The sequence below is a fragment of the Aeromicrobium sp. S22 genome (genome assembly GCF_009661045.1).
GTDB classification, from domain to species: domain Bacteria; phylum Actinomycetota; class Actinomycetes; order Propionibacteriales; family Nocardioidaceae; genus Aeromicrobium; species Aeromicrobium yanjiei.
This window is the reverse complement of sequence record NZ_WJWV01000001.1, coordinates 1,362,916-1,383,967: the sequence shown is the minus strand read 5'-3', so window position 1 is coordinate 1,383,967 and position 21,052 is coordinate 1,362,916. Positions and strand designations below refer to the sequence as shown.

At 70.5% G+C, this 21,052-nt stretch carries 19 protein-coding genes; 2 read left to right on the top strand and 17 right to left on the bottom strand.

Annotation, left to right across the window (positions count from 1 at the left end):
• Positions 1-145: 145 nt before the first annotated feature.
• The 6 genes from trmD to GEV27_RS06775 form a co-directional block, all read right to left on the bottom strand.
• Positions 146-826, bottom strand: a complete 681-nt coding sequence (gene trmD / locus GEV27_RS06800) for a tRNA (guanosine(37)-N1)-methyltransferase TrmD (protein WP_153653250.1) — start codon at positions 824-826, stop codon at positions 146-148.
• Position 827: 1 nt separating this feature from the next.
• Positions 828-1,358, bottom strand: a complete 531-nt coding sequence (gene rimM / locus GEV27_RS06795; protein WP_153653252.1) for a ribosome maturation factor RimM — start codon at positions 1,356-1,358, stop codon at positions 828-830.
• Positions 1,359-1,360: 2 nt separating this feature from the next.
• Positions 1,361-1,612, bottom strand: a complete 252-nt coding sequence (locus GEV27_RS06790) for an RNA-binding protein (RefSeq protein WP_153653254.1) — start codon at positions 1,610-1,612, stop codon at positions 1,361-1,363.
• Positions 1,613-1,614: 2 nt separating this feature from the next.
• Positions 1,615-2,121: a 30S ribosomal protein S16 gene (rpsP, locus tag GEV27_RS06785; RefSeq protein WP_309222080.1), complete on the bottom strand. Its 507-nt coding sequence runs from the start codon at positions 2,119-2,121 to the stop codon at positions 1,615-1,617.
• Between the two features lie 127 nt (positions 2,122-2,248).
• A complete protein-coding gene (locus tag GEV27_RS06780) occupies positions 2,249-3,184 on the bottom strand; it encodes a sterol desaturase family protein (protein WP_153910470.1) in 936 nt (311 codons plus the stop codon).
• Positions 3,185-3,249: 65 nt separating this feature from the next.
• Entirely contained in the window at positions 3,250-3,666 is a 417-nt protein-coding gene (locus tag GEV27_RS06775; RefSeq protein ID WP_194944145.1) for a pyridoxamine 5'-phosphate oxidase family protein, read from the bottom strand.
• Positions 3,667-3,734: 68 nt separating this feature from the next.
• Here GEV27_RS06775 and GEV27_RS06770 point away from each other — a divergent pair, with 68 nt between their 5' ends.
• The gene (locus tag GEV27_RS06770; RefSeq protein ID WP_153653262.1) at positions 3,735-4,094 is read left to right on the top strand and encodes an arsenate reductase family protein; all 360 of its coding nucleotides are present in this window, start codon (positions 3,735-3,737) and stop codon (positions 4,092-4,094) included.
• On the opposite strand, the gene GEV27_RS06765 is transcribed toward GEV27_RS06770, so the two are convergent.
• The 4 genes from GEV27_RS06765 to GEV27_RS06750 all read right to left on the bottom strand — a co-directional run bounded on the left by GEV27_RS06765 (position 4,091) and on the right by GEV27_RS06750 (position 9,848).
• Entirely contained in the window at positions 4,091-6,016 is a 1,926-nt protein-coding gene (locus GEV27_RS06765; protein WP_228764925.1) for an ABC transporter ATP-binding protein, read from the bottom strand. The genes GEV27_RS06770 and GEV27_RS06765 overlap by 4 nt on opposite strands.
• The gene (locus GEV27_RS06760; RefSeq protein WP_153933738.1) at positions 6,013-7,749 is read right to left on the bottom strand and encodes an ABC transporter ATP-binding protein; all 1,737 of its coding nucleotides are present in this window, start codon (positions 7,747-7,749) and stop codon (positions 6,013-6,015) included. Before GEV27_RS06760 ends, GEV27_RS06765 begins: the two co-directional genes overlap by 4 nt.
• 198 nt (positions 7,750-7,947) lie before the next feature.
• Positions 7,948-9,336 (bottom strand): gluconate:H+ symporter, encoded by a 1,389-nt coding sequence (locus GEV27_RS06755; protein WP_208430760.1) that lies wholly within the window; start codon positions 9,334-9,336, stop codon positions 7,948-7,950.
• Complete coding sequence (locus GEV27_RS06750) at positions 9,333-9,848, bottom strand: gluconokinase (RefSeq protein ID WP_153910462.1); 516 nt, start codon at positions 9,846-9,848, stop codon at positions 9,333-9,335. The genes GEV27_RS06755 and GEV27_RS06750 overlap by 4 nt, the downstream gene beginning before the upstream one ends.
• 105 nt (positions 9,849-9,953) lie before the next feature.
• On the opposite strand from GEV27_RS06750, the gene GEV27_RS06745 reads away from it, so the two are divergent.
• Complete coding sequence (locus tag GEV27_RS06745) at positions 9,954-10,925, top strand: hypothetical protein (protein ID WP_153933737.1); 972 nt, start codon at positions 9,954-9,956, stop codon at positions 10,923-10,925.
• On the opposite strand, the gene ffh is transcribed toward GEV27_RS06745, so the two are convergent.
• The 7 genes from ffh to cydD all read right to left on the bottom strand — a co-directional run bounded on the left by ffh (position 10,909) and on the right by cydD (position 21,052).
• Positions 10,909-12,441 (bottom strand): signal recognition particle protein, encoded by a 1,533-nt coding sequence (gene ffh, locus GEV27_RS06740; RefSeq protein ID WP_153653268.1) that lies wholly within the window; start codon positions 12,439-12,441, stop codon positions 10,909-10,911. The two genes, GEV27_RS06745 and ffh, sit on opposite strands and share 17 nt — an antisense overlap.
• A 57-nt stretch (positions 12,442-12,498) precedes the next feature.
• Positions 12,499-14,766, bottom strand: a complete 2,268-nt coding sequence (locus tag GEV27_RS06735) for a [protein-PII] uridylyltransferase (RefSeq protein WP_309222079.1) — start codon at positions 14,764-14,766, stop codon at positions 12,499-12,501.
• Positions 14,767-14,871: 105 nt separating this feature from the next.
• Positions 14,872-15,210, bottom strand: coding sequence for a P-II family nitrogen regulator (locus GEV27_RS06730; protein WP_153653272.1), 339 nt, complete (start codon positions 15,208-15,210; stop codon positions 14,872-14,874).
• A gap of 2 nt (positions 15,211-15,212) precedes the next feature.
• On the bottom strand, positions 15,213-16,478 hold the full coding sequence (locus GEV27_RS06725) for an ammonium transporter (protein WP_153910454.1): 1,266 nt from the start codon (positions 16,476-16,478) through the stop codon (positions 15,213-15,215).
• A gap of 226 nt (positions 16,479-16,704) precedes the next feature.
• On the bottom strand, positions 16,705-17,847 hold the full coding sequence (ftsY, locus tag GEV27_RS06720) for a signal recognition particle-docking protein FtsY (RefSeq protein WP_153653276.1): 1,143 nt from the start codon (positions 17,845-17,847) through the stop codon (positions 16,705-16,707).
• A complete protein-coding gene (cydC, locus tag GEV27_RS06715; RefSeq protein ID WP_153933736.1) occupies positions 17,844-19,439 on the bottom strand; it encodes a thiol reductant ABC exporter subunit CydC in 1,596 nt (531 codons plus the stop codon). Before cydC ends, ftsY begins: the two co-directional genes overlap by 4 nt.
• Entirely contained in the window at positions 19,436-21,052 is a 1,617-nt protein-coding gene (gene cydD, locus GEV27_RS06710; RefSeq protein WP_153933735.1) for a thiol reductant ABC exporter subunit CydD, read from the bottom strand. Before cydD ends, cydC begins: the two co-directional genes overlap by 4 nt.

Sequence of the window (21,052 nt, the reverse complement as noted above, 5' to 3'; positions counted from 1 at the left end):
CTGTCGGACGCGAGTGACACTGTTGCGGTGAGAGGTTTTGCGAGGCTTGCCTCAGCATGTCCGTGGTGTTACGTGACACGCGATCGTGTTAAATCCACGTCGCATCGGCCCGGCCGCACCCCGGGGTTCCGGGCAGATCGGCCGGTCAGGACAGCAGGTCGGGGCGGCGGCGGCGCGTACGCTCGACGGCCTGCTCGCGACGCCACGCGGCGATCGCGGCGTGATTGCCCGACAGCAGCACCTCGGGCACGTCCCGTCCTCGCCACGACGCGGGCTTGGTGTAGACGGGGTACTCCAGCAGGCCGTCCTCGCCGTGGGACTCCTCCACCAGCGATGCGGGATTGCCCATGAACCCCGGCACCAGCCGAACGATGGCCTCGATCATGGCCAGGGCCGCGACCTCTCCCCCGTTGAGCACGAAGTCGCCGAGAGAGATCTCCTCGACCCGCCAGCGGTCCGACGCCTCGTCGATCACGCGCTGGTCGATGCCCTCGTAGCGGCCGCACGCGAAGACCAGGTGCGACTCGGCGCTCAGGCGCTCCGCCGTGCGTTGGGTGAACGGCGCGCCCGACGGCGTGGGGACGACGATCACGGCCTGCTCGCTCGCGAGCGAGTCGAGTGCCTCACCCCATGGCTCGGCCTTCATGACCATGCCGGCACCGCCACCGTAGGGGGTGTCGTCCACGCTGCGGTGCTTGTCCCGGGTGAAGTCGCGCAGGTCGTGGGTCCGGATCGTCAGCAGCCCCGACGACTGCGCCTTGCCCGCGAGCGAGAGCTGCAGGGCGTCGAGGTACGCCGGGAAGATCGAGACGACGTCGATGCGCACGTCAGACCTCGAGGTCGGAGGCCGCGTTCTCAGCCTTCGACGGGTCCAGCAGGCCGTCGACGTCCTCGACGGTGACGAATCCGCCACGGACGTCGACCACCGGGACGAGCTCGGTGACGAACGGGATCAGGACCTCACGCCCGTCGATGTCGACGGCGAGGGTGTCCTGGAAGGGCAGGTGCACGAGACCGGTCACGGTGCCGACCACCGCGTCGCCCGAGCGGACCTCGAGCCCGACCAGCTGGTGGTCGTAGAACTCGTCGGGGTCCTCGGGCAGGTCCGCGGGGTCCACCTCGGCCTCGAGCACGACACCGTGCAGGGCCTCGGCGGCATTGCGGTCGGGCACCTCGTCGAACGCCACGACGAGGCGGCCACCGTGGTGGCGCGCCTTCGTGACGGTCAACGTGCGTGCGCCGGCAACGACAGACGAGCCCGGGGCGAAACGCCGGTCGGGCTCGTCTGTGCGGATGTCGACGTTCAGCTCACCACGGATTCCGTGGGCACGGCCGATGCGGCCGATGACGACCAGCATCGTCAGCTGCGGCGATCCACGTCCACGAAGTCGATGCGCGCGCCGCCCCTACCGGCGATCGCGCCCGCGACCTTGCGGACGGCCGTGGCCGTGCGGCCCTGTCGGCCGATGACCTTGCCGAGGTCGTCCGGGTTGACCCGGACCTCGAACAGCTCGCCGCCCCGCGTCTGCTTGACGCGGACGTCGACGTCGTCAGGGCTGTCGACGATGCCGGCGACGAGGTGCTCGATGACCTCCACGAGGGGTGCGGCCACGATCAGGCCTTGCCCTCGTCGGCCTTGGGCTCCTCGGCCTTGGGCTCCTCAGCCTTCGGCTCCTCAGCCTTCGGCTCCTCAGCCTTGGGCTCCTCAGCCTTGGGCTCCTCAGCCTTGGGCTCGTCGGCCATGGGCTCGGCCTTCTTGGCGGCGGCCTTCTTGGTCACTGCTTCCGACTTGGACTCGCTGTGGAGCTCCTTGAGGGCGTCCTGGAAGATGTCTTCCTTCGAACGCTTCTCCTCGGCGAACTTCATGGTGTTGTTGCCACCGATGTCACCGGTGATCTTCAGCAGGGCGGCGACGGCCTCGGTCGGCTGCGCGCCGACTCCGAGCCAGTACTGCGCGCGCTCGCCGTCGACGTTGATGATCGACGGGTCGGCCTTGGGGTTGTACGTGCCGATCTCCTCGATCACGCGGCCGTCGCGCTTGGTGCGCGAGTCGGCGACGACGATGCGGTAGAACGGCGTACGGATCTTGCCCATGCGCTTCAGGCGAATCTTGACTGCCACGAGTGTGGTGTCTCCTCAGATGTGTGTGTGGTTGAGCTGCCGGTGACGCGTGGGGACACGGCCGACGAGATCGGTGAGCCGGACTGCGTCGAGATGAGAGGGTCCCGACACGTACGGACGCAAGGACTCATTCTGCCAGAGTTCCGCCACCGGCTCCAATTCGGCCCCGATCGACTCCCCCGGCGTGCGACCGGGGCGCCCACCCGGGCGGGCCGAGGACGTACCCGAGCTTGTCGCGGACCCCCCGGGCCTGCCGGACGTCCTGCCAGATCTTCTTGTACTCGCCGTACTGCAGCGACCACACGTTGTAGGTGTCGACGGGGACGGTGAGCCCGTACGTGGGACGGTGCAGCTCGGGCTGGAACGAGCCGAACAGGCGGTCCCAGACGATGAAGATGCCGCCGTAGTTCCGGTCCAGGTAGATCGCGTCCGAGCCGTGGTGCACCCGGTGGTGCGACGGGGTGTTGAACACCGCCTCCCACCAGCGGGGGAACTTCTCGATCTTCTCGGTGTGCAGGTGGAACTGCCAGATCAGGTTGAGCGAGAAGACGAAGTAGATCATCCACGGCGGGACGCCCAGCAGGGGCAGCGGCAGCCAGATCAGCACCTCGAACCACTGGTTCCACTTCTGCCGCAGAGCGGTCGAGAAGTTGAAGAACAGGCTCGAGTGGTGGGCCTGGTGGCCGGCCCAGCCGATGCGGACACGATGCGCGAAGCGGTGGTAGACGTACCAGAGGAAGTCCACGCCGATGATGACGCCGACCCACGTCCAGGGGTTGCTCGCCGAGAGGTGCCAGGGCGCGACGTGGACGTAGAGCACGGTGTAGAGCAGGAACGCGGCGGTGCGGAACACCGCGGAGAACGCGATCGAGGCGCCGAACATCGTCAGGCTGGTGCGGGTGTCCTCCGCGAGATAGCCCTTGACCTGGTGCGCGGACTGCTCGTCACGATCGTGCGCCTCCTCGCGACGGACCGCGAACATCTCGATGACCATGAAGAGCAGGAAGAACGGGATCGCGGCACCGGCCGGATCCTTCAGGTTGTGCGAAAAGGCGTCCCACATGCCGCGATTGTGGCACGCGGGAGGGCCGCCGTGTCAGCGATATGACCCGATTGACACTTCAGTGGTCACTGGCGGCGGACGCGGCGGCCGGAGATCACGCTCGGCCGCAGCACGATGAGCACGTCCCGCTCCCCCGGGGCCCACGGCCGCGGCCTGGCGCCCGCCGCCACCTGGGCGACGAGGTCGGGATCGTCGACCCGCGCAGTCGTCCCGCGCGCCATGACGTCCCACCCCTTTTGGTAGATGTCGTCGTGATGGTCCACCGCGAAGGCGACGTCGTCGTGCCCGTCGGCCAACGTCGAGATGGCCGAGCCCGCCATGGTCCGGAAGTAGACGTCCTGACCGTGCAGGGCGAAGTTGACCGGCAGGAGCTGCTGCCCCTCTGCGTCCACGAACGCGAGCCAGCCGACCGTGGTCGTGGCCATGAGCTCGAGGCACTCGTCCTGCGAGATCTCCGTGAACCGTCCCGGGCTGCGCACCATGACTTCTCCTCCTGCTCGTCCGGCCACCATCCTCACATGAGCGCCATCGGCCCGCCTATGCTCGCGACATGGCCGACCTCACGATCCTGCATCATCCCGCGTGCTCGACGTCCCGCCACGCCCTCGACGAGGCCGCGGCGGCCGGTGTCGACGTCGACGTCGTGCAGTACCTCAAGCAGCCGCTGTCCCGCGCCGAGCTCCTCGAGCTGATCGGCCGCCTCGAGGACTCCCCCGCCGACCTGGTGCGCAAGGACGGCTTCTTCAAGGGGCTCGAGCTGGACCCCGCGGCGTACGAGACGCCGGAGGCCGTCGCGGACCTCCTCGTCGAGCACCCCCGCCTGATGCAGCGTCCGGTGCTGGTCCGCGGTGACCGGGCGATCATCGGACGCCCGAAGGACCGGGTCGCGGCCTTCCTCGCCGGCCGCTAGGCGCTCGGCGCCGCGAACTGCGCGGTGTAGAGCCGCTCGTACGCCCCGCCGGCTGCCCGCAGCTCCTCGTGCGTGCCCTGCTCGACGATGTGCCCCTCCTCCATCACCACGATGTGGTCGGCGTCGCGGATCGTGGACAGGCGGTGGGCGATGACGAACGACGTCCGCCCCGACCGCAGAAGCTCCATCGCCCCCTGCACGAGCGACTCGGTGCGGGTGTCGACCGAGCTGGTCGCCTCGTCAAGCACGAGGATCGACGGATCGGCCAGGAACGCGCGGGCGATCGTCAGCAGCTGGCGCTGGCCTGCGCTGACGTTGGTCCCCTCGTCGTCGATCACGGTGTCGTAGCCGTCCGGCAGCGTACGGACGAAGTGGTCCACGAACGCGGCCTCGGACGCGGCGATGATCTCGGCCTCCGAGGCGCCCTCGGCCCCGTACGCGATGTTCTCGCGGATCGTGCCCTTGAAGAGCCAGGTGTCCTGCAGCACGACGCCGAAGTTGCGCCGCAGCGGTCCCCGGTCCATCCGCGCGATGTCGACGCCGTCGAGGGTGATGCGGCCGGCGTCCACGTCGTAGAAGCGCAGCACGAGATTGGTCAGCGTGGTCTTGCCGGCTCCGGTCGGTCCGACGATCGCGATCGTCTGCCCGGGCTCGGCGACCAGGTCGAGGTGCTCGATCAAGGGCTCCCCCGGCACGTACGAGAACGACACGTCCTCGAACACGACCCGGCCGCGCACCGGATCGGGGAACGGCGCATCGGCCTCGTCGGGACGCTCCTCGTCCTCGTCGAGCAGGGCGAAGACGCGTTCGGCCGACGCGACGCCCGACTGCAGCACCTGGATCATCGCCGCGAGCTGGGTCAGCGGCTGGGTGAACTGGCGCGAGTACTGGATGAACGCCTGGACGTCGCCGATGCTCAGCGATCCCGACGCCACGCGGAGCCCGCCGATGACCGCGACGAGCACGTAGTTGATGTTGCTGATGAACATCATCACCGGCTGCACGACGCCGGAGATGAACTGAGCCTTGAAGGACGCCTCGAAGACCTTGGCGTTGCGCGCCTCGAACTCCTCACGCGCCTCGGCCTGGCGGCCGAAGACCTTGACCACCTCGTGGCCCGTGAAGACCTCCTCGATGTGCCCGTTGAGGCGACCCGTGCTGGCCCACTGCTTCATGAACTGCGGCTGCGACCGCTTGGTGACCGCGCGGGTGATCACCAGCGCGAGCGGGATCGTGAGCAGCGCGACGATCGCGAGCAGGGGCGAGATCACGATCATCATCGCGAGCGTGCCGATCACCATGAGCAGCGACGTGAGCAGCTGGCTCATGGTCTGCTGGAACGACTGCGCGATGTTGTCGATGTCGTTGGTCGTGCGTGAGAGCACCTCGCCCCGCTCGGTGCGGTCGAAGTACGACAGCGGCAGCCGGTTGAGCTTGGCCTCGACGTCGTCGCGGAGCCTCGCCACGGTGCGCTGCACGACGATCGTGGTGATGCGGCCCTGGAACCACTGGAGCAACGACGCCAGGACGTACAGCACGAGCACGCCGCCCAGCACCCACGACAGGCTCGTGAAGTCGATGCCCGAGCCGGGCTGCAGGTCGACCGACCCGACGAGGGACGCGAGCTGGTCCTTGCCCTCGGCGCGGAGCTCGTCGACGACCTCGGCCTTCGTGGCGCCTGCCCGGAACTGGTCGGAGAGATATCCTGTGAAGACGATGTCGGTCGCCCGGCCGAGGACCTTGGGCCCGATCACGGACAGCGACGTCGCGATGACGCCGAAGGCCACGACCCCCCAGATGAGCCGGCGCTCGTCGAGCACCCGGTCGGCGAGACGGCGCAGCGTGCCCTTGAAGTCCTGTGCCCGGGCCGGCGGCATGCCCATGCCGGCGAGCGCGGGCCCTCCCGGACGTCCCCCGCTCATCGCGCGGCCTCCTCGAGCGTGAGCTGGGACAGCACGATCTCGCGGTAGACCTCGCAGGTGTCCATGAGCTCGTCGTGGCGCCCGGTGCCGACGACCCGCCCCTCGTCCAGCACGACGATGCGGTCGGCGCCGCGGATCGTGGACACCCGCTGGGCCACGATGACCACCGCGGCGTCGGCGGTGACCGTGCGCAGTGCGGCACGCAGGGCGGCGTCGGTGCCGTAGTCAAGCGCCGAGAAGGAGTCGTCGAACAGGTAGATCGCGGGAAGCTTGATGATCGCGCGGGCGATCGCGAGCCGCTGGCGCTGACCGCCGGACACGTTGGTGCCGCCCTGCGCGATCGGTGCGTCCAGCTGCTCGGGCATCCGCCTCACGAAGTCGGTGGCCTGGGCGATCTCGAGCGCGGCCCAGACCTCCTCGTCGGTCGCGTCCGGCCGGCCGTAGCGGACGTTGGAGCCGACGGTGCCCGAGAACAGGAAGGGGCGCTGCGGCACCAGGCCGATCGCTGCCCACACGTCCTCGGGGTGCAGGGAGCGGACGTCGTGGCCGTCGATCTCGACCGTGCCAGCGGTCGCGTCGAACAGCCGCGGGATCAGCCCGAGCAGGGTCGACTTGCCGCTGCCGGTCGAGCCGATGATCGCGGTGGTCTCGCCGGGCCGCGCCACGAGATCGATCCCGTGCAGGACGTCCTGCTCCGCGCCGGGGAACGCGAACGACGCCTCCCGGATGTCGACCCTGCCCTCGGTCAGGGCCACCGGGACGGCGTCCGCGGGGGCCTGCACGCTGGGCTCGGTCTCGAGCACCTCGGTGATGCGCTCGGCCGAGACCTCCGCGCGCGGCCACAGCATCAGCATGAAGGTCGCCATCATGACCGACATCAAGATCTGGACCAGGTAGTTCTGGAACGCCGTGAGGGTGCCGACGTCCAGGTCTCCGCTGCTGATCCGATAGCCGCCGAACCACGTCGCCAGCACCACCGAGACGTTCATGATCAGCATGACGATCGGGAACATCATGGCCATCAGGCGACCGACCGCGATCGCGACCTCCATGTTCTCGCGGTTGGCGTCACCGAAGCGGCGGGCCTCGTAGTCCTCCTTCACGAACGCCCGGATGACCCGGATGCCCATGATCTGCTCGCGCATGACCCCGTTGATCCCGTCGATCTTGACCTGGAGCAGCCGAAAGAGCGGCCGCATCTGGCGGATCACGAGACCGATGCTCACGACGAGGGCCGGGATCACGAGCAGCAGCAGCCCCGACAGCTCGACGTCCTGGCGCAGCGCCATGACGATGCCGCCGAAGCACATGATCGGCGCGGTCACGAGCAGCGTCAGCGCCATGAAGACGATGAGCTGCACCTGCTGGACGTCGTTGGTGGACCGGGTGATCAGGGTCGGCGCGCCCAGCTGGGCCATCTCGCGGGCGGCGAACGTCTCCACCTTGCTGAACACCCCGGCCCGCAGGTCGCGACCGAGCGCCATCGACGTGCGCGCGCCGTAGTAGACCGCGACGATCGTGCACACGACCTGCAGGATCGTGATCGCGAGCATCACCAGGCCGGTGCGGACGATGAATCCGGTGTCGCCGAGCACGACGCCGCGGTCGATGATGTCGGCGTTCAGGCCGGGCAGGTAGAGGTTGGCGAGCGTCTGCACGAGCTGGAAGAACAGCACCACTGCGATGGGACGCTTGTACGGCGCGAGGTACGTCCTCAGCAGCGGCAACAGCATTGCCTCAGGCTATCCCCCGCGCCCTCCTGCGGCCGTCCGGAATCGGCCCCGCCGCCCCCCTGTTCGCGGTTTCCCAGGAGAACCCCGGAAACCGGCAGGGCACCCCTGTCGTCACCGGGGCGACGCGTCGGTTTCCGGGGTTCTCCTGGGAAACTGCGGGTGGGGCCGGGCGGGCGGGCGGCCGGGCGGGCCGGGGGGCTAGACGATGAGGTTGAGCGCGAGCACCACGATCAGGCCGCTGACCGACAGGATCGTCTCCATGATCGACCAGCTCTTGATGGTCTGGCCGACCGAGAGGCCGAAGTACTCCTTGACCAGCCAGAAGCCCGCGTCGTTGACGTGGGAGAAGAAGACCGAGCCCGCGCCGATCGCGAGGACCAGCAGCGACACCTCGCCGCTCGGCAGGTCCGCGGCCACCGGGACCATGATCCCGGCCGCGGTGATCGTGGCGACCGTGGCGGATCCGGTCGCGACGCGGATGACGACCGCGACGAGCCAGGCGATCAGCAGGACGGACACCCCGCTGTCGCGGACGAAGTCCGCCACGACCTCGGCGATGCCGGTGTCGACGAGCGTCTGCTTGAAGCCACCGCCGGCGCCGACGATCAAGATGATGCCGGCGATCGGCGGCAGCGAGCTGCTGAGGACGTCCGACACGTCGTCCTTGGACATCCCCGTGGCCACGCCGAAGGTGAACACCGCCACGAGGACCGCGATGAGCAGCGCGACGAACGGCTCGCCGATGAAGTCCAGGACGCTGCGCAGCGTCGTCCCGTCGTCGACCAGGATGTCGCCGAACGCCTTGCCCATCATCAGCACGACCGGCAGCAGCACCGTCGCGAGCGTGACGCCGAAGCTCGGCCGGCGGTCGCGCTTCTGCGTCGTCGAGGCGTCGAACAGGTCGCCGGCCGGCACCGGGACCCAGCGGTCGGCGAAGCGGGCGAAGACGGGGCCGGCGACGATGATCGTCGGGATCGCGACAAGGACGCCGAGACCGAGCGTGAGGCCCAGGTTGGCGTCGACCAGGTCGATCGCGGCGAGCGGACCGGGGTGCGGGGGCACGAAGCCGTGCATCGCGGACAGCCCGGCGAGGGCCGGGATGCCCAAGGAGATGATCGACCGCTCGGCCCGCTTGGCCACCAGGAAGATGACCGGCATCAGCAGCACGAGACCGATCTCGAAGAACATCGGCAGGCCGATGATCGCGCCGATCGCGGCCATCGACCACGGCAGCATGCGGGGGCTCGAACGCCCCACGATCGTGTCGACGATCTGGTCCGCTCCACCGGAGTCCGCCAACAGCTTGCCGAACATCGCACCGAGCGCGATCAGCACGCCGACGCCGGACACCGTGCTGCCGACACCGGCACTGAAGCTGCCGACGACGTCCAGCATCGCCCGGCCGGCGATCGCGCCGACCGTCAGGGCGCCGAGGATCAGGGCCAGGAAGGGGTGCAGCTTGAAGTACGTGATCGCGATGACCAGCACCGCGATGCCGATCAGCGCGGCGGTGATCAGCTGTCCGGTGCCGGCGACGGCCTCGACCGGCTCGGGGGCGGCGGCAGCGGCGAGGGCGGCGAGCATCATGCGGGATCTCCTTCGGACAGACCGGACCGATCGATGAACGCGTCGACGATCTCGGCCGGGGACGGGGTGATGTCGAAGACCCAGCCGCGTTCATCGTCCTCGAGCGGCTCGAGCGTCTGCTCCTGCGACTCCAGCAGCGAGGACGGCATGAAGTGGTCTCGTCCCTCCATGCGGGACTTGATGAGGTCGTGCTCACCCACGAGGTGCAGGAACATCACCCGCGGCGCGGCATCCACCAGGACGTCGCGGTAGGCCCGACGCAGCGCCGAGCAGCTGATGACGCCGCCGCTGACCTCGCGGGCGGCCAGCCAGGCGCCGATGTCGGCGAGCCACGGCCAGCGGTCCTCGTCGGTCAGCGGGGTGCCGGCCGACATCTTGGCGATGTTGGCCTCCGAGTGCAGCGCATCGCCGTCCTCGTAGTCAACCTCGAAGCGCTCGGCGAGCTCGTGCCCCACGGCGGACTTGCCCACCCCGGAGATGCCCATGACGACGACCAGCGGGTGTGCCTTCATTGCTCGAACGTAGCGCAAGTGGTTGCTGTGTGACTCATACCTTCGGCTCGCGTCCTCGACCGACGGCCGATGCGACGCCGGCAGGACCCGACCTACGCTCGCGGCATGTCGACCACTGGGACGCGCTGGGGATCGGTCGCCACCGTCATGGTGGCGGCGCCGTGGCTGGCCGAGATGTCCTGGGGCGGCATCCCCTTCGCCGAGGTCCTGCTGGTGATCGCCTTCCTCGGCCCGATGTACGGCGGGGCGGCGCTGCTCATCCGCGAGCTGGCTCGCCGGACCGGACGGGGCTGGCCCACTGTCCTGCTGCTCGCGGTGGCGTTCGGAGTGTTCCAGGCCGGTGTCGTGGACCAGTCCCTGTTCAACCCCGCGTACGGCCGATACGACTTCCAGCACCCGCTGCACGTCGAGATCATCGACATCAGCCTGTACTACCTGCTCGCCTTCGTGTCCGGACACGTCGTCATGAGCATCACGATGCCGATCGTGCTGGCCGAGGCCTGGTCACGACATCCCACGGCGCCGTGGCTGACCCGCCGGGGTCTGGTCGTCGTCGCAGTGCTCTACGTCCTCGCGACGGCGGTCAACCACGTCGGCGTCAAGGACGAGGACGGCGGGGGCTTCCAGGCGTCCCCGCTGCAAGCCGGGACGGCGCTGCTCACGGTCGGGCTGCTCGTCGTCGCGGCATGCGCGTGGTCCCGCCGCACGACCACGGCGACCCGCGTCCCACCACGGCCGGTCCTCGCAGCGCTCGGATTCCTCGCCTATCTGTTCTACCTGCCCGGCGAGAGCGCCGCGGCGTTCGCCAGTGGGATCGTGGTGGTCACCGGTACGTGCCTCGCGGTGGGCCGTTGGTCGCGGGCGGCCGGCTGGACCGACGACCACGTGTTCTGGCTCGCGCTCGGTGCCCTGCTGACCGGCGCGGTCCTCCCCTACTGGGCGGAGCCGTACGACGTCGGGGTCAGCAGCGCCCGCGAAGCCCTCGATGACACAGTTGCCGCGCTGGTGTGCGTGACGGGTGCCGGACTGACGCTGTGGCGACGCCGCTCAGGTCAGCGCCTCAGAGCAGGTCCTTGAGCTCCTTGGGCAGCTCGAAGTCCTGACCGCCCTGGGTGGGGAAGCCGAACGCGTTGGCGCCCTCGTTCTTGGGCGCGGCCGTCTCCTGGGCGGCACGCTTGGCCGGATTGCCCGACACGCGCTTGCCCTTCTTCTTCTGCTGGGGCTTCTGCTTGGCACCCGCGCGCTTGCCGGCGCCCGGCATGCCGGGGATGCCGGGCATGCCCGGGATCCCGCCGCCCTTGGCCATCTGCTGCATCATCTTCTGCATCCCGAAGAACTGCTCGACGAGGCTGTTGACGTCCTTGACCTCGGTGCCCGAGCCCTTGGAGATCCTGAGCCGACGCGAGCCGTCGATGATCTTGGGGTTGTCGCGCTCCGCGGGGGTCATCGACTTGATGATCGCCTTGATCTTGTCGAACTGGCGCTCGTCGAAGTTGTTGATCTGCTCCTTGTACTGCCCCATGCCGGGGATCATGCCCATGACCTTGGACATCGAGCCGAGCTTGGCGATGCCCTCGAGCTGCTTGAGCAGGTCCTCCATCGTGAACGAGCCGCCCATGAGCCGCTCGGCGTCCTTGGCGGCCTGATCGGCGTCGAACGCCTTCTCGGCCTGCTCGATCAGGGTGAGCATGTCGCCCATGTCGAGGATGCGCCCCGCCATGCGGTCGGGGTGGAACGTCTCGAAGTCGGTGAGCTTCTCGCCCGTCGAGGCGAACATGATCGGGCGACCGGTGATCGACCGGACCGAGAGCGCCGCACCACCGCGGGCGTCGCCGTCGAGCTTGGTCAGCACCACGCCGGTGAAGTCGACACCCTCGAGGAAGGCCTGGGCGGTCACGACCGCGTCCTGGCCGATCATCGCGTCGATGACGAACAGCACCTCGTCGGGGTCGACGGCCGCGCGGATGTCGGCCGCCTGCTGCATCAGCTCGGCGTCGATGCCGAGGCGTCCGGCGGTGTCGACGATGACGACGTCGTGGAGCGTGCGGCGAGCCTCGGCCAGACCCGCGGTCGCGACCTGGACGGGATCGCCGACGCCGTTGCCGGGCTCGGGCGCGAAGACCGTGACCCCGGCCTGCTCGCCCACGACCTGCAGCTGAGTGACGGCGTTGGGACGCTGGAGGTCACAGGCCACCAGCATCGGCGACTTGCCCTGCTCCTTGAGCCAGAGCGAGAGCTTGCCCGCGAGCGTCGTCTTGCCGGCGCCCTGCAGGCCCGCGAGCATGATGACCGTCGGCGGGTTCTTCGCGTAGCGGATGCGGCGCGTCTCGCCGCCGAGGATCGTGACGAGCTCGTCGTTGACGATCTTGATGACCTGCTGGGCGGGGTTCAGCGCCTGGCTGACCTCCGCGCCGGAGGCCCGCTCCTTGACGTTGGCGATGAACTCGCGCACGACCGGGACGGCGACGTCGGCGTCGAGCAGGGCGACGCGGATCTCACGGGCGACCGCGTCGATGTCGGCCTCGGAGAGTCGACCCTTGCCGCGCAGGTTCTTGAACGCTGACTGCAGGCGATCTTGCAGGGTGTCGAACATGGGGTTGTCGTCGTCCTCAAAAAGATGGTGGGGGTCTGATCAACTCTAACCGAGGCCTCAGGCGAGAGCCGAGGCGATGGCGTCGCGAAGCCTGAGTGCCATGTCCTCGTCGAGCCGGTTCCCGTCGGCGTCGACGACGTAGAAGACGTCGCGGACCTCCTCGCCGTACGTCGACATGTGCGCCGAACGGATCGACAGCCCAAGATCTGCGATCCGGTGGCACACGGTCCACACGAGCCCCCGACGGTCGTGTGCGCGGACCTCGACGACCGTCGCGGTCTCCGACACGTGGGTCAGCAGACGCACCCGCGCGTCCTCGGCATCGGGGATCGACGCCAGACGGCCGGGCAGGTCCAGATCGCCCGCCATCGCGGGGCGCAGCCGCTCGGTCAGGCGTGCGGGGTCGACGTCCTGGCGAGACACCTCCCACAGCGACACCGCGACGTCGCCGAGAGTGACGGTGCGCGCCGAACGGATCGCGAGCCCGGCCAGCGCGAGGCCGCCCGCGAGATCGGCCATGACGCCGCGCCGGTTGGCCGTGACGACCGTGAGCAGCGATCCGCCTTGGTGCGGCTCGACCGTGAGGGTGAAGTCCGCGGGCCCGGTGGTCCCCCAGCCGGGGATCGGGACGTGGACGGGCCACCCCTCGTACGCGTCGGCGTCGGGCGTCGTCACCGAGTCGTCCAGCACCCCACGCACCTTGGCGACCAGACCCTCGATGAGGCCGCGACGCCACGTGGACCACGCGCTCGCGCCGGTCGCCTGGGCGTCCGAGGCGGTGAGCGCCGCGAGCAGGTCCAGGAAGTCCTCGGTGCCCACGATCTCCGCGACGTTCGTCGCGGTGGACGGGTCCTCGATGTCGCGGCGCGTCGCGATGGTCGGCAGGAGCAGGTGCCAGCGCACGAGGCGCCCCACCACCTCGGCGTCGGCCGCGTCGAACCCCCACCGTCGCGCGATGCGCTCGGCCATCGGTGCGCCCACCTCGGAGTGGTCGCCCGGGACGCCCTTGCCGATGTCGTGCAGCAGCGCCGCCACGGCCAGCAGGTCGGGACGCGCGACGTCCCGCTTGACCGCGGCGGCGTGCACGCACGCCTCCAGGCTGTGGCGGTCCACCGTGAACCGGTGCACCGGCGACGAGGAGCCGCGCAGGCGGATGGGCGCCCACTCGGGCAGCAGCCGGTCGACGACGCCGGCGAAGTCGAGCTCGTCCCACACGCGGACGAGGCCCGGGCCCGCGGTGAGCAGGTCGACCAGGTGGCGGCGGGCCGACGGCGGCCATGGGTCCGGCAGCTCGCCCATGGTCCTGGCCAGCCGCACGGCGGACCCGGGCCCGAGTGGCAGCCCCTCCCGGGCGGCCGCGGCGGCCGCCCGCAGCGCGAGCTCGGGATCGGTCGCGGGATCCGCGTCCTTGGTCACGATCACCTCGCCGGCCAGGACGCCCACCCCCTCGCTGATCACCGACACCTTGGGGCCCGTCGAGGTGATCGTGCCCTTGCGGGGCGGGGCCAGGGCGTCGTCGACCTTGCGCCACGCGAGCGAGGCGAGGTGGGCGATGCGGCGACCGATCTGCCGCGTGTGGAGGTCGAGCTCCTCGGCGCCCATCCCGAGCGCCGCAGCGACGTCGGGGATCGCCTCGGGATCGAGGCGCTCGACCCGGCGGCCCACGGTCTGGTGCAGCGCGTCGCGGACGTCCAGCAGCGAGGTGCGCAGCCACTCGGACTCCCCGTGCGGGACGTCGATCAGCCACGTCGCGACGAGCGCCCGCAGGGTCACGCTGTCGCGCAGTCCCCCGCCGGACTCCTTGAGGTCGGGCACCGCGGCGTGCGCGAGCCAGCCCGCTCGCTCGATCCGGGCCTCCCGGGCCCGGCGCACCTCCTCGACACGCGTACGGGCGTCGCGCCGCCAGTCGGCCAGCACCTCCGAGCGCAGGCCCAGGACGAGGCCCGAGTCGCCGGCGACCGGGCGGGCGTCGAGCATCCCCATCGCGGCCCGGTGGTCGTCGGCCGCCGCGGCACGCATCTGCCGGGTGTCGCGCACCGAGTGGTCGAGGGCCACCCCGTCGTCCCAGAGCGGATACCAGATCGCCTCGGCGACCTCACGGACCACGGACTCCTCGATCGACGGATCGTGCAGGAGCACGACGTCGAGATCGCTGAACGGCGACAGCTCGGAGCGGCCGTAGCCGCCCACCGCCACGAGCGCGAGCCCCCCGCCCTCGCGCGGATCGCCGTCGTGCGCGGGCGCCGCCGCGGAGAACAGCTGGCGGAGGCGGCGGTCGGCCTCGAGGGCTCGTTCGGCCCGGCGGCGGGCAAGGTCGTCTGTCACGCGTACAGGCTAGAGGTCCCCCGCACGACGCTGGGCCTGACGTTTCGACGAACACGCCGACGGCGTGTCTGCCAGTACGTCAGGCCCAGCGGGGAGGAGGGGTGGTTACAGGGCGGCCTCGTCGGTCTCGCCCGTCCGGACCCGGACGACGGAGTCGACCGGGACGACCCAGACCTTGCCGTCACCGATCTTGCCGGTCTGCGCCGAGGCCGTGATCGTCGAGACGACGCTCTCGACGTCCGCGTCGTCGACGACGACCTCGAGCCGGATCTTCGGCACGAGCGACACGTCGTACTCCGCGCCGCGGTAGACCTCGGTGTGTCCCTTCTGCTGCCCGTAGCCACTGGCCTCGGTCACCGTCATGCCTGCGACGCCTGCTGCTGCCAGGGCCTCGCGGACCTCTTCCCACTTGTGCGGCTTGATCACCGCGGTCACCAGCTTCATGCTCAGAGCTCCTTCAGAAGGTTGGATCCGCCTGCGCTGCTGCCGGCGTAGTCGTAGGCGGTCTCGAGGTGCTCGACCTGGTCGATGCCGGTCACCTCGTCCTCCTCGCTCACCCGGAAGCCGATCGTCATGTCAATCAACTTACCGATGACGTACGTGAGCACGAACGAGTAGGCCAGCACGGCGACCGCCGCGACGATCTGCTTGCCCAGCTGGGTGACGTCGCCGCCGTAGAACAGGCTGCCGATGCCACCGGTGTTGCCCTTGGTCGCCAGGACGCCGATCAGGACCGTGCCGACGAGACCGCCCACGAGGTGGACACCCACGACGTCGAGCGAGTCGTCGTAGCCGAGCTTGTACTTCAGCCCCACGGCGAGTGCGCACAGCGCACCGGCGATGATGCCGAGGACGATCGAGCCGACCGGCGAGACCGCTCCTGCGGCGGGCGTGATCGCGACGAGGCCGGCAACGGCGCCCGAGGCGGCACCGAGGCTCGTGCCCTTGCCCTCACGGACGTACTCCACCGCGATCCAGCCGATGATCGCAGCGCCCGTGGCGACTGCGGTGTTGACGAACGCGAGACCGGCCAGGCCGTTGGCGCCCACCGCGGAGCCCGCGTTGAAGCCGAACCAGCCGAACCACAGCAGGCCCGCGCCGAGCAGGACGAACGGCAGGTTGTGCGGACGCATCGGGTCACGTCGCCAGCCGACCCGCTTGCCCAGCACCAGGGCCAGGGCAAGACCGGCGGCGCCGGCGTTGATGTGGACGGCCGTGCCGCCCGCGAAGTCGATCGCCTCGAGCTTGGTCGCGATCCAGCCGCCGTTGTCACCGAAGTCGAAGACCCAGTGCGCGACCGGGAAGTACACGACCGTGACCCACACGACGACGAAGACCAGCCAGGCGCTGAACTTGGCCCGGTCGGCGATCGCGCCGCTGATCAGCGCCACGGTGATGATCGCGAACATCAGCTGGAAGCCGACGAAGACGTACTCGGGGATCGTGCCGGAGAGGCTGCCCTGGCCGACGCCGTCGAGGCCGGCCTTGCCGAAGCCACCGAGCAGGCTGCTGCCGTCCGGGCCGAAGGCCATCGTGTAGCCGTACAGGACCCACAGGACCGGGATGATCGCGAGCGCCGAGAAGCTCATCATCATCATGTTGAGCACGGTCTTGGAGCGGACCATTCCGCCGTAGAAGAACGCCAGTCCTGGCGTCATGAGCAGGACCAAGGCCGAGCTGGCCAGGATCCACGCGGTATCGCCGGTATCCATGAAACCTCCGAAGTAGTGACCGCGGGCGAGGTGCCACCCGCTGCGTCACAGCCTGATTGCGGAGAGTTTCGTGATGAGCCCCTGGGTGTTGCGCCCAGGTCACGGAAATCGAATCTGTGTAAACACCGTGTTACGCGCCCCACCCCCGCCCAGATTTGCGGAGCCCTGCACGCAATGTCCTCAGGAAAACGTGCAGGAGTCCGCAAATCTGGGCTGGGGGCTGGGGTCAGGCGAGGAGGGCGTCGACGAACTCCTCGGCGTCGAACGGCGCCAGGTCGTCCTCGCCCTCGCCGAGGCCGACGAACTTGACCGGGACGCCGAGCTCACGCTGCACCGCGATGACGATGCCGCCCTTGGCGGTGCCGTCGAGCTTGGTCAGGACGATGCCGCTGACGTCCACGACCTCGCCGAAGACGCGCGCCTGGGTCAGGCCGTTCTGCCCCGTCGTGGCGTCGATGACCAGGAGGACCTCGGTGACGGGGGCCTGCTTCTCGATCACGCGCTTGACCTTGCCGAGCTCGTCCATGAGCCCGGACTTGGTGTGCAGGCGCCCCGCGGTGTCGACCAGGACGACATCGGTCTCGTCCGCGATGCCGCGCTGGACGGCCTCGAAGCCCACGCTCGCGGGGTCGCCGCCCTCGGGACCACGGACGGTCGGTACGCCGACCCGCTCGCCCCAGGTCTGCAGCTGGTCGGCGGCTGCGGCGCGGAACGTGTCTGCCGCACCCAGGACGACGGTCTGCTCCTCGGCCACCAGGACGCGGGCGAGGCGGCCGACGGTCGTGGTCTTGCCGGTGCCGTTGACGCCGACGACGAGCACGACGCCGGGCTTCCCGTCGGTGCCCGTGGAGCGCAGCGTCCGGTCCAGGGTCGGGTCGACGAGGCGCACGAGCTCCTCGCGGAGCGCGGCCTTGGCGAGCTCGGGATCGGTGATGCCCTCGACGCGCAGCTTCGTGCGCAGGTTCTGCACCAGCTCGTCCGTCGCCGTCACGCCGACGTCGGCGGCGAGCAGGGTGTCCTCGATCTCCTCCCAGGCAGCGTCGTCGAGGCGAGCGCGGCCCAGGACGGACAGCAGTCCCCGGCCGAGCGAGCCCTGCGACTTCGCGAGCCGGGCCCGCAGGCGGACCAGCCGGCCCTGCGGGGTCTCGGGACGCTCCAGCGTGTCGACCGCGGTGGACGGCGGCGGGAGGTCCTCGTCCTCCAGGTGGGGCTCAGGACGCTCAGGGTGGTGGATGACCTCGTCGGTGATCTCCTGGAGATCCGCCGGCGGGGGCAGCTCGGCCCTCCCACGGGACATGACGAGGCCGATGCCGGCGCCCACGATGATGACGGCGGCAGCGATGACGATGAGGAGAACGGTCGTGGTCACACCGCGATCCTATGCGGGACGTGCTGGGCGTCGCCCACGGCCACGACCCGGCCGACGCGCTCGAGCACCGCGGCCGAGTGGCTGATGACGACCAGGCTCCGGTCGGGAGCCAGCGCCAGCAGGTCGTCCATCAGCGCCTCCCCCGCCGCGGCGTCCAGGTGCTCGGTGGGCTCGTCGACGATCAGGACGCGGTGACCGCCCAGCACCAGCCGTGCGAGGCACAGCCGCTGGCGCTCCCCGCCGGACAGCCGGTTGCCGCGCTCACCGACCGTGGTGCCGAGACCGTCGGGCAGCGAGGCCACGAAGTCGCCGAGACCGGCGGTGTCCAAGGCCTTGAGCATGTCGGCGTCGGTCGCCTTCGGGTCGGCGATGCGCAGGTTCTCGCGGATCGAGGTGTCGAAGACGATCTCGTCCTGCCCGAGGTAGCCGACCACCGAGCGCACGTCGGACGCCGCGAGCTCCCGGACGTCCACCCCACCGAGCAGCACCTGTCCCTCGCGGGCCTCCACGAGCCGGGCGAGGGTGTGGGCCAGCGTGCTCTTGCCACAGCCGCTCGGCCCGGTGACGCCCAGGACGCCGCCCTCGGGCAGCTCCAGGTCGATCCCCTTCGCGACGGTCGAGCTCCAGCCGACCGCGAGGTCCCGGGCGGCCAGGTCGTACGACGTCGGGAGCGGGTGGACGTCCACGGGATCGGTGATCGCCGCCGCAGCCAGTGAGAGCTCGGCCAGACGGGCCTCGGCGCCCTCGATCTCCGGACGCAGCCGCTCGGCCTCGGCCAGTGCCGAGAGCGACTCCACCAGGGCGAGCGGCGCGAGGACCACGATGCCGACGAGCACGGGGTTCAGGTCACCCGAGAGGGCCGCGATCGCGGCGACCGCGACCCCGGTGGCCAGCAGGACGACGGCCTCGCCCAGGCCCGAGACCACCGCGGCGCGCCGCTGGGCCGCCGCCAAGGAGGCGGTCGAGCGGCGGGTCTCGCGGCGCAGGACGTCGGTCGCCCCGTACGCGACGAGGTCGGGCGCGGCCAGGACAGCCTGCGAGACGTCCGCCGCGAGATCGCCGCGCCACCGGGCGGTCAACGCCCCGGCGCGCCGCACGGACCACGGGACGACCACGCGGACTGCGCCCATCGCCGTGATCGTCGTGGCGGCGAGGACGGCTCCTGCCCGCGGCTCGATCACGGTCGCGAGCGCGACGGTCACCGCGGCCGAGACGAGCGCCACGACCCACGGCCCGCGCAGCCGGAGCACGCGGTCCTGGATCGCGTCGACGTCCGACACCACCCGGCTCACCAGGTCTCCCCGCCGGTGGGACGGCATGCCGCCGGGGGCGACCCGGTCGAGGTCCCGGTAGACCGCGATGCGCGCCTCGGTGACCCGCGCGAACGCGGCGTCGTGGGTCAGGAGCCGCTCGACGTAACGGAGGGCCGCCCGCGCGAGGCCGAAGAACCGCACCGACACGATCGCGATCATCAGGTAGAGCACGGGCGGCTGCTCGGCGGCCCGGACGATCAGCCACGCGGACGTCAGCAGCAGGCCGATGCCGGCGAGCTCCGACATGACGCCGAAGAGCCGGCCCCAGATCATCTTCATGCGAGCACCATCCTCGAGGTGAGCTGCAGCTCGCGGTCCGCGGCCGCGATGGTCTCGGGGCGGTGGGCGACCACCACGACGGTCACGCCGAGCGACCGCACCGTGCGGAGGACGGCAGCCTCGCGCTCGGGGTCCAGCCCCGCGGTCGGCTCGTCGAGGAGCACGAGGTGCGCACTCCCCCGGCGTACGCGCAGCACGGCCCGCGCCACCGCGATCCGGCGGCGCTCGCCCGCCGACACATCGTCGCCCGACTCGTCGACGACGCGGTCCAGCGGAAGATCGGCCGCGCCTGCGTCGCGCAGCGCCGCCATCACGTCGTCGCGGCTCGACTCCCCGTCTCCGAGACGTACGTTGTCCTCGATCGTGCCGGGCACGAGGCCGGGCACCTGCGGCACCCAGGCGATCTGTGCGCGCCAGGCGACGGGGTCGATCGTCGAGAGATCCACGTCGTCGACCAGGACGTAGCCGGTCGTCGGACGCTCGAAGGCCATGAGCAGCGACAGCAGGGTGGACTTGCCGACGCCGGACGGTCCCGTGACGGCGATGAGCTCGCCCGGGCGGATGCGCGTGTGTGCGAGGTCCAGGCCGGGGATCGCGCGTCCGTCGCGGCGCACGACGACGCCGTCGAGGACGATCTCGGCGGAGCGCAGGTCCGGGGCGGGAGCGGTGCCGGTGTGCCGGTCGTGGTCCAGCAGGCTCAGCAGCTCCGCGGTGGCCTCGGCGCCCTCGGTGCTGTCGTGGAACATCGCGCCGAGGCGCTTGAGCGGGGCGAACGCCTCCGGCGCCAGGAGCAGCACGAACAGGGCCGGGCCCAGCTCGAGGTGGCCCTCGACGACCCGCAGCCCGACGCTGACGGCCACGAGCGCGACGGCGAGCGTCGAGAACAGCTCGAGCACCAGCGAGGACAGGAACGCGAGGCGCAGCGCACGCACCGACTCGCGGCGGTGCCGGTCGCCCACCTCCCGCAGCCCCTTCTCCTGGCGGCGGCCGAAGACCTTGAGGACCGTCAGGCCGTCCAGCACGTCGGCGAAGTGGCGCCCGAGTCGCTCGAGCGCCTGCCAGCGGCGGTCGATCCGCTCCTTGGTGACCATGCCGACCAGCACCAGGAACACCACCACGAGCGGCAGGGTCACGGTCAGCACGATCGCCGACAGCAGGTCCGCGGAGGCCACCGCGATGAGCACCAGCGGCGGGACGAGCGCCGAGAGCACCACCTGTGGCAGGAAACGGCCGACGTAGCCGTCGAAGGCGTCGAGGCCCGGACCGAGCAGTGCGACCACGCGGGCGCTGTTGGGACGCGCGCCCAACCGGCGGGGATCGAGCAGATCGTCCACGACCTCGTCGCGGAGCTCCGCCTTCACGGTCGCGGCCGCGCGCGCCGACACCGCGGTGTGGCACCACGCCACGAGGGCGCGTGCGCCCAGACCCACGGCGATCGCGGTCACGAGGGCGGCGACGGGCTCGCCGTCGAAGCGCCGGGCCACGACCTCCGCCACGACGTACGCGACCGCGATCACCAGCCCCGCGGTGGCGAGGCCCAGCAGCACGCTGGCGGCGAGGAGGCGGCGCACGCCGCTGGAGCGGCGGACGAGACGGGGGTCGAGTGGACGCAT

Bases quoted from the DNA above. Each gene is read 5' to 3' on its own strand.
- rimM (WP_153653252.1), bottom strand. From the start codon at position 1,358: ATGCTGGTCGTCATCGGCCGCATCGGCCGTGCCCACGGAATCCGTGGT.
- GEV27_RS06780 (WP_153910470.1), bottom strand. From the start codon at position 3,184: ATGTGGGACGCCTTTTCGCACAACCTGAAGGATCCGGCCGGTGCCGCG.
- GEV27_RS06775 (WP_194944145.1), bottom strand. From the start codon at position 3,666: ATGGTGCGCAGCCCGGGACGGTTCACGGAGATCTCGCAGGACGAGTGC.
- GEV27_RS06770 (WP_153653262.1), top strand. From the start codon at position 3,735: ATGGCCGACCTCACGATCCTGCATCATCCCGCGTGCTCGACGTCCCGC.
- GEV27_RS06765 (WP_228764925.1), bottom strand. From the start codon at position 6,016: ATGAGCGGGGGACGTCCGGGAGGGCCCGCGCTCGCCGGCATGGGCATG.
- GEV27_RS06760 (WP_153933738.1), bottom strand. From the start codon at position 7,749: ATGCTGTTGCCGCTGCTGAGGACGTACCTCGCGCCGTACAAGCGTCCC.
- GEV27_RS06755 (WP_208430760.1), bottom strand. From the start codon at position 9,336: ATGATGCTCGCCGCCCTCGCCGCTGCCGCCGCCCCCGAGCCGGTCGAG.
- GEV27_RS06750 (WP_153910462.1), bottom strand. From the start codon at position 9,848: ATGAAGGCACACCCGCTGGTCGTCGTCATGGGCATCTCCGGGGTGGGC.
- GEV27_RS06745 (WP_153933737.1), top strand. From the start codon at position 9,954: ATGTCGACCACTGGGACGCGCTGGGGATCGGTCGCCACCGTCATGGTG.
- ffh (WP_153653268.1), bottom strand. From the start codon at position 12,441: ATGTTCGACACCCTGCAAGATCGCCTGCAGTCAGCGTTCAAGAACCTG.
- GEV27_RS06730 (WP_153653272.1), bottom strand. From the start codon at position 15,210: ATGAAGCTGGTGACCGCGGTGATCAAGCCGCACAAGTGGGAAGAGGTC.
- GEV27_RS06725 (WP_153910454.1), bottom strand. From the start codon at position 16,478: ATGGATACCGGCGATACCGCGTGGATCCTGGCCAGCTCGGCCTTGGTC.
- cydC (WP_153933736.1), bottom strand. From the start codon at position 19,439: ATGAAGATGATCTGGGGCCGGCTCTTCGGCGTCATGTCGGAGCTCGCC.
- cydD (WP_153933735.1), bottom strand. From the start codon at position 21,052: ATGCGTCCACTCGACCCCCGTCTCGTCCGCCGCTCCAGCGGCGTGCGC.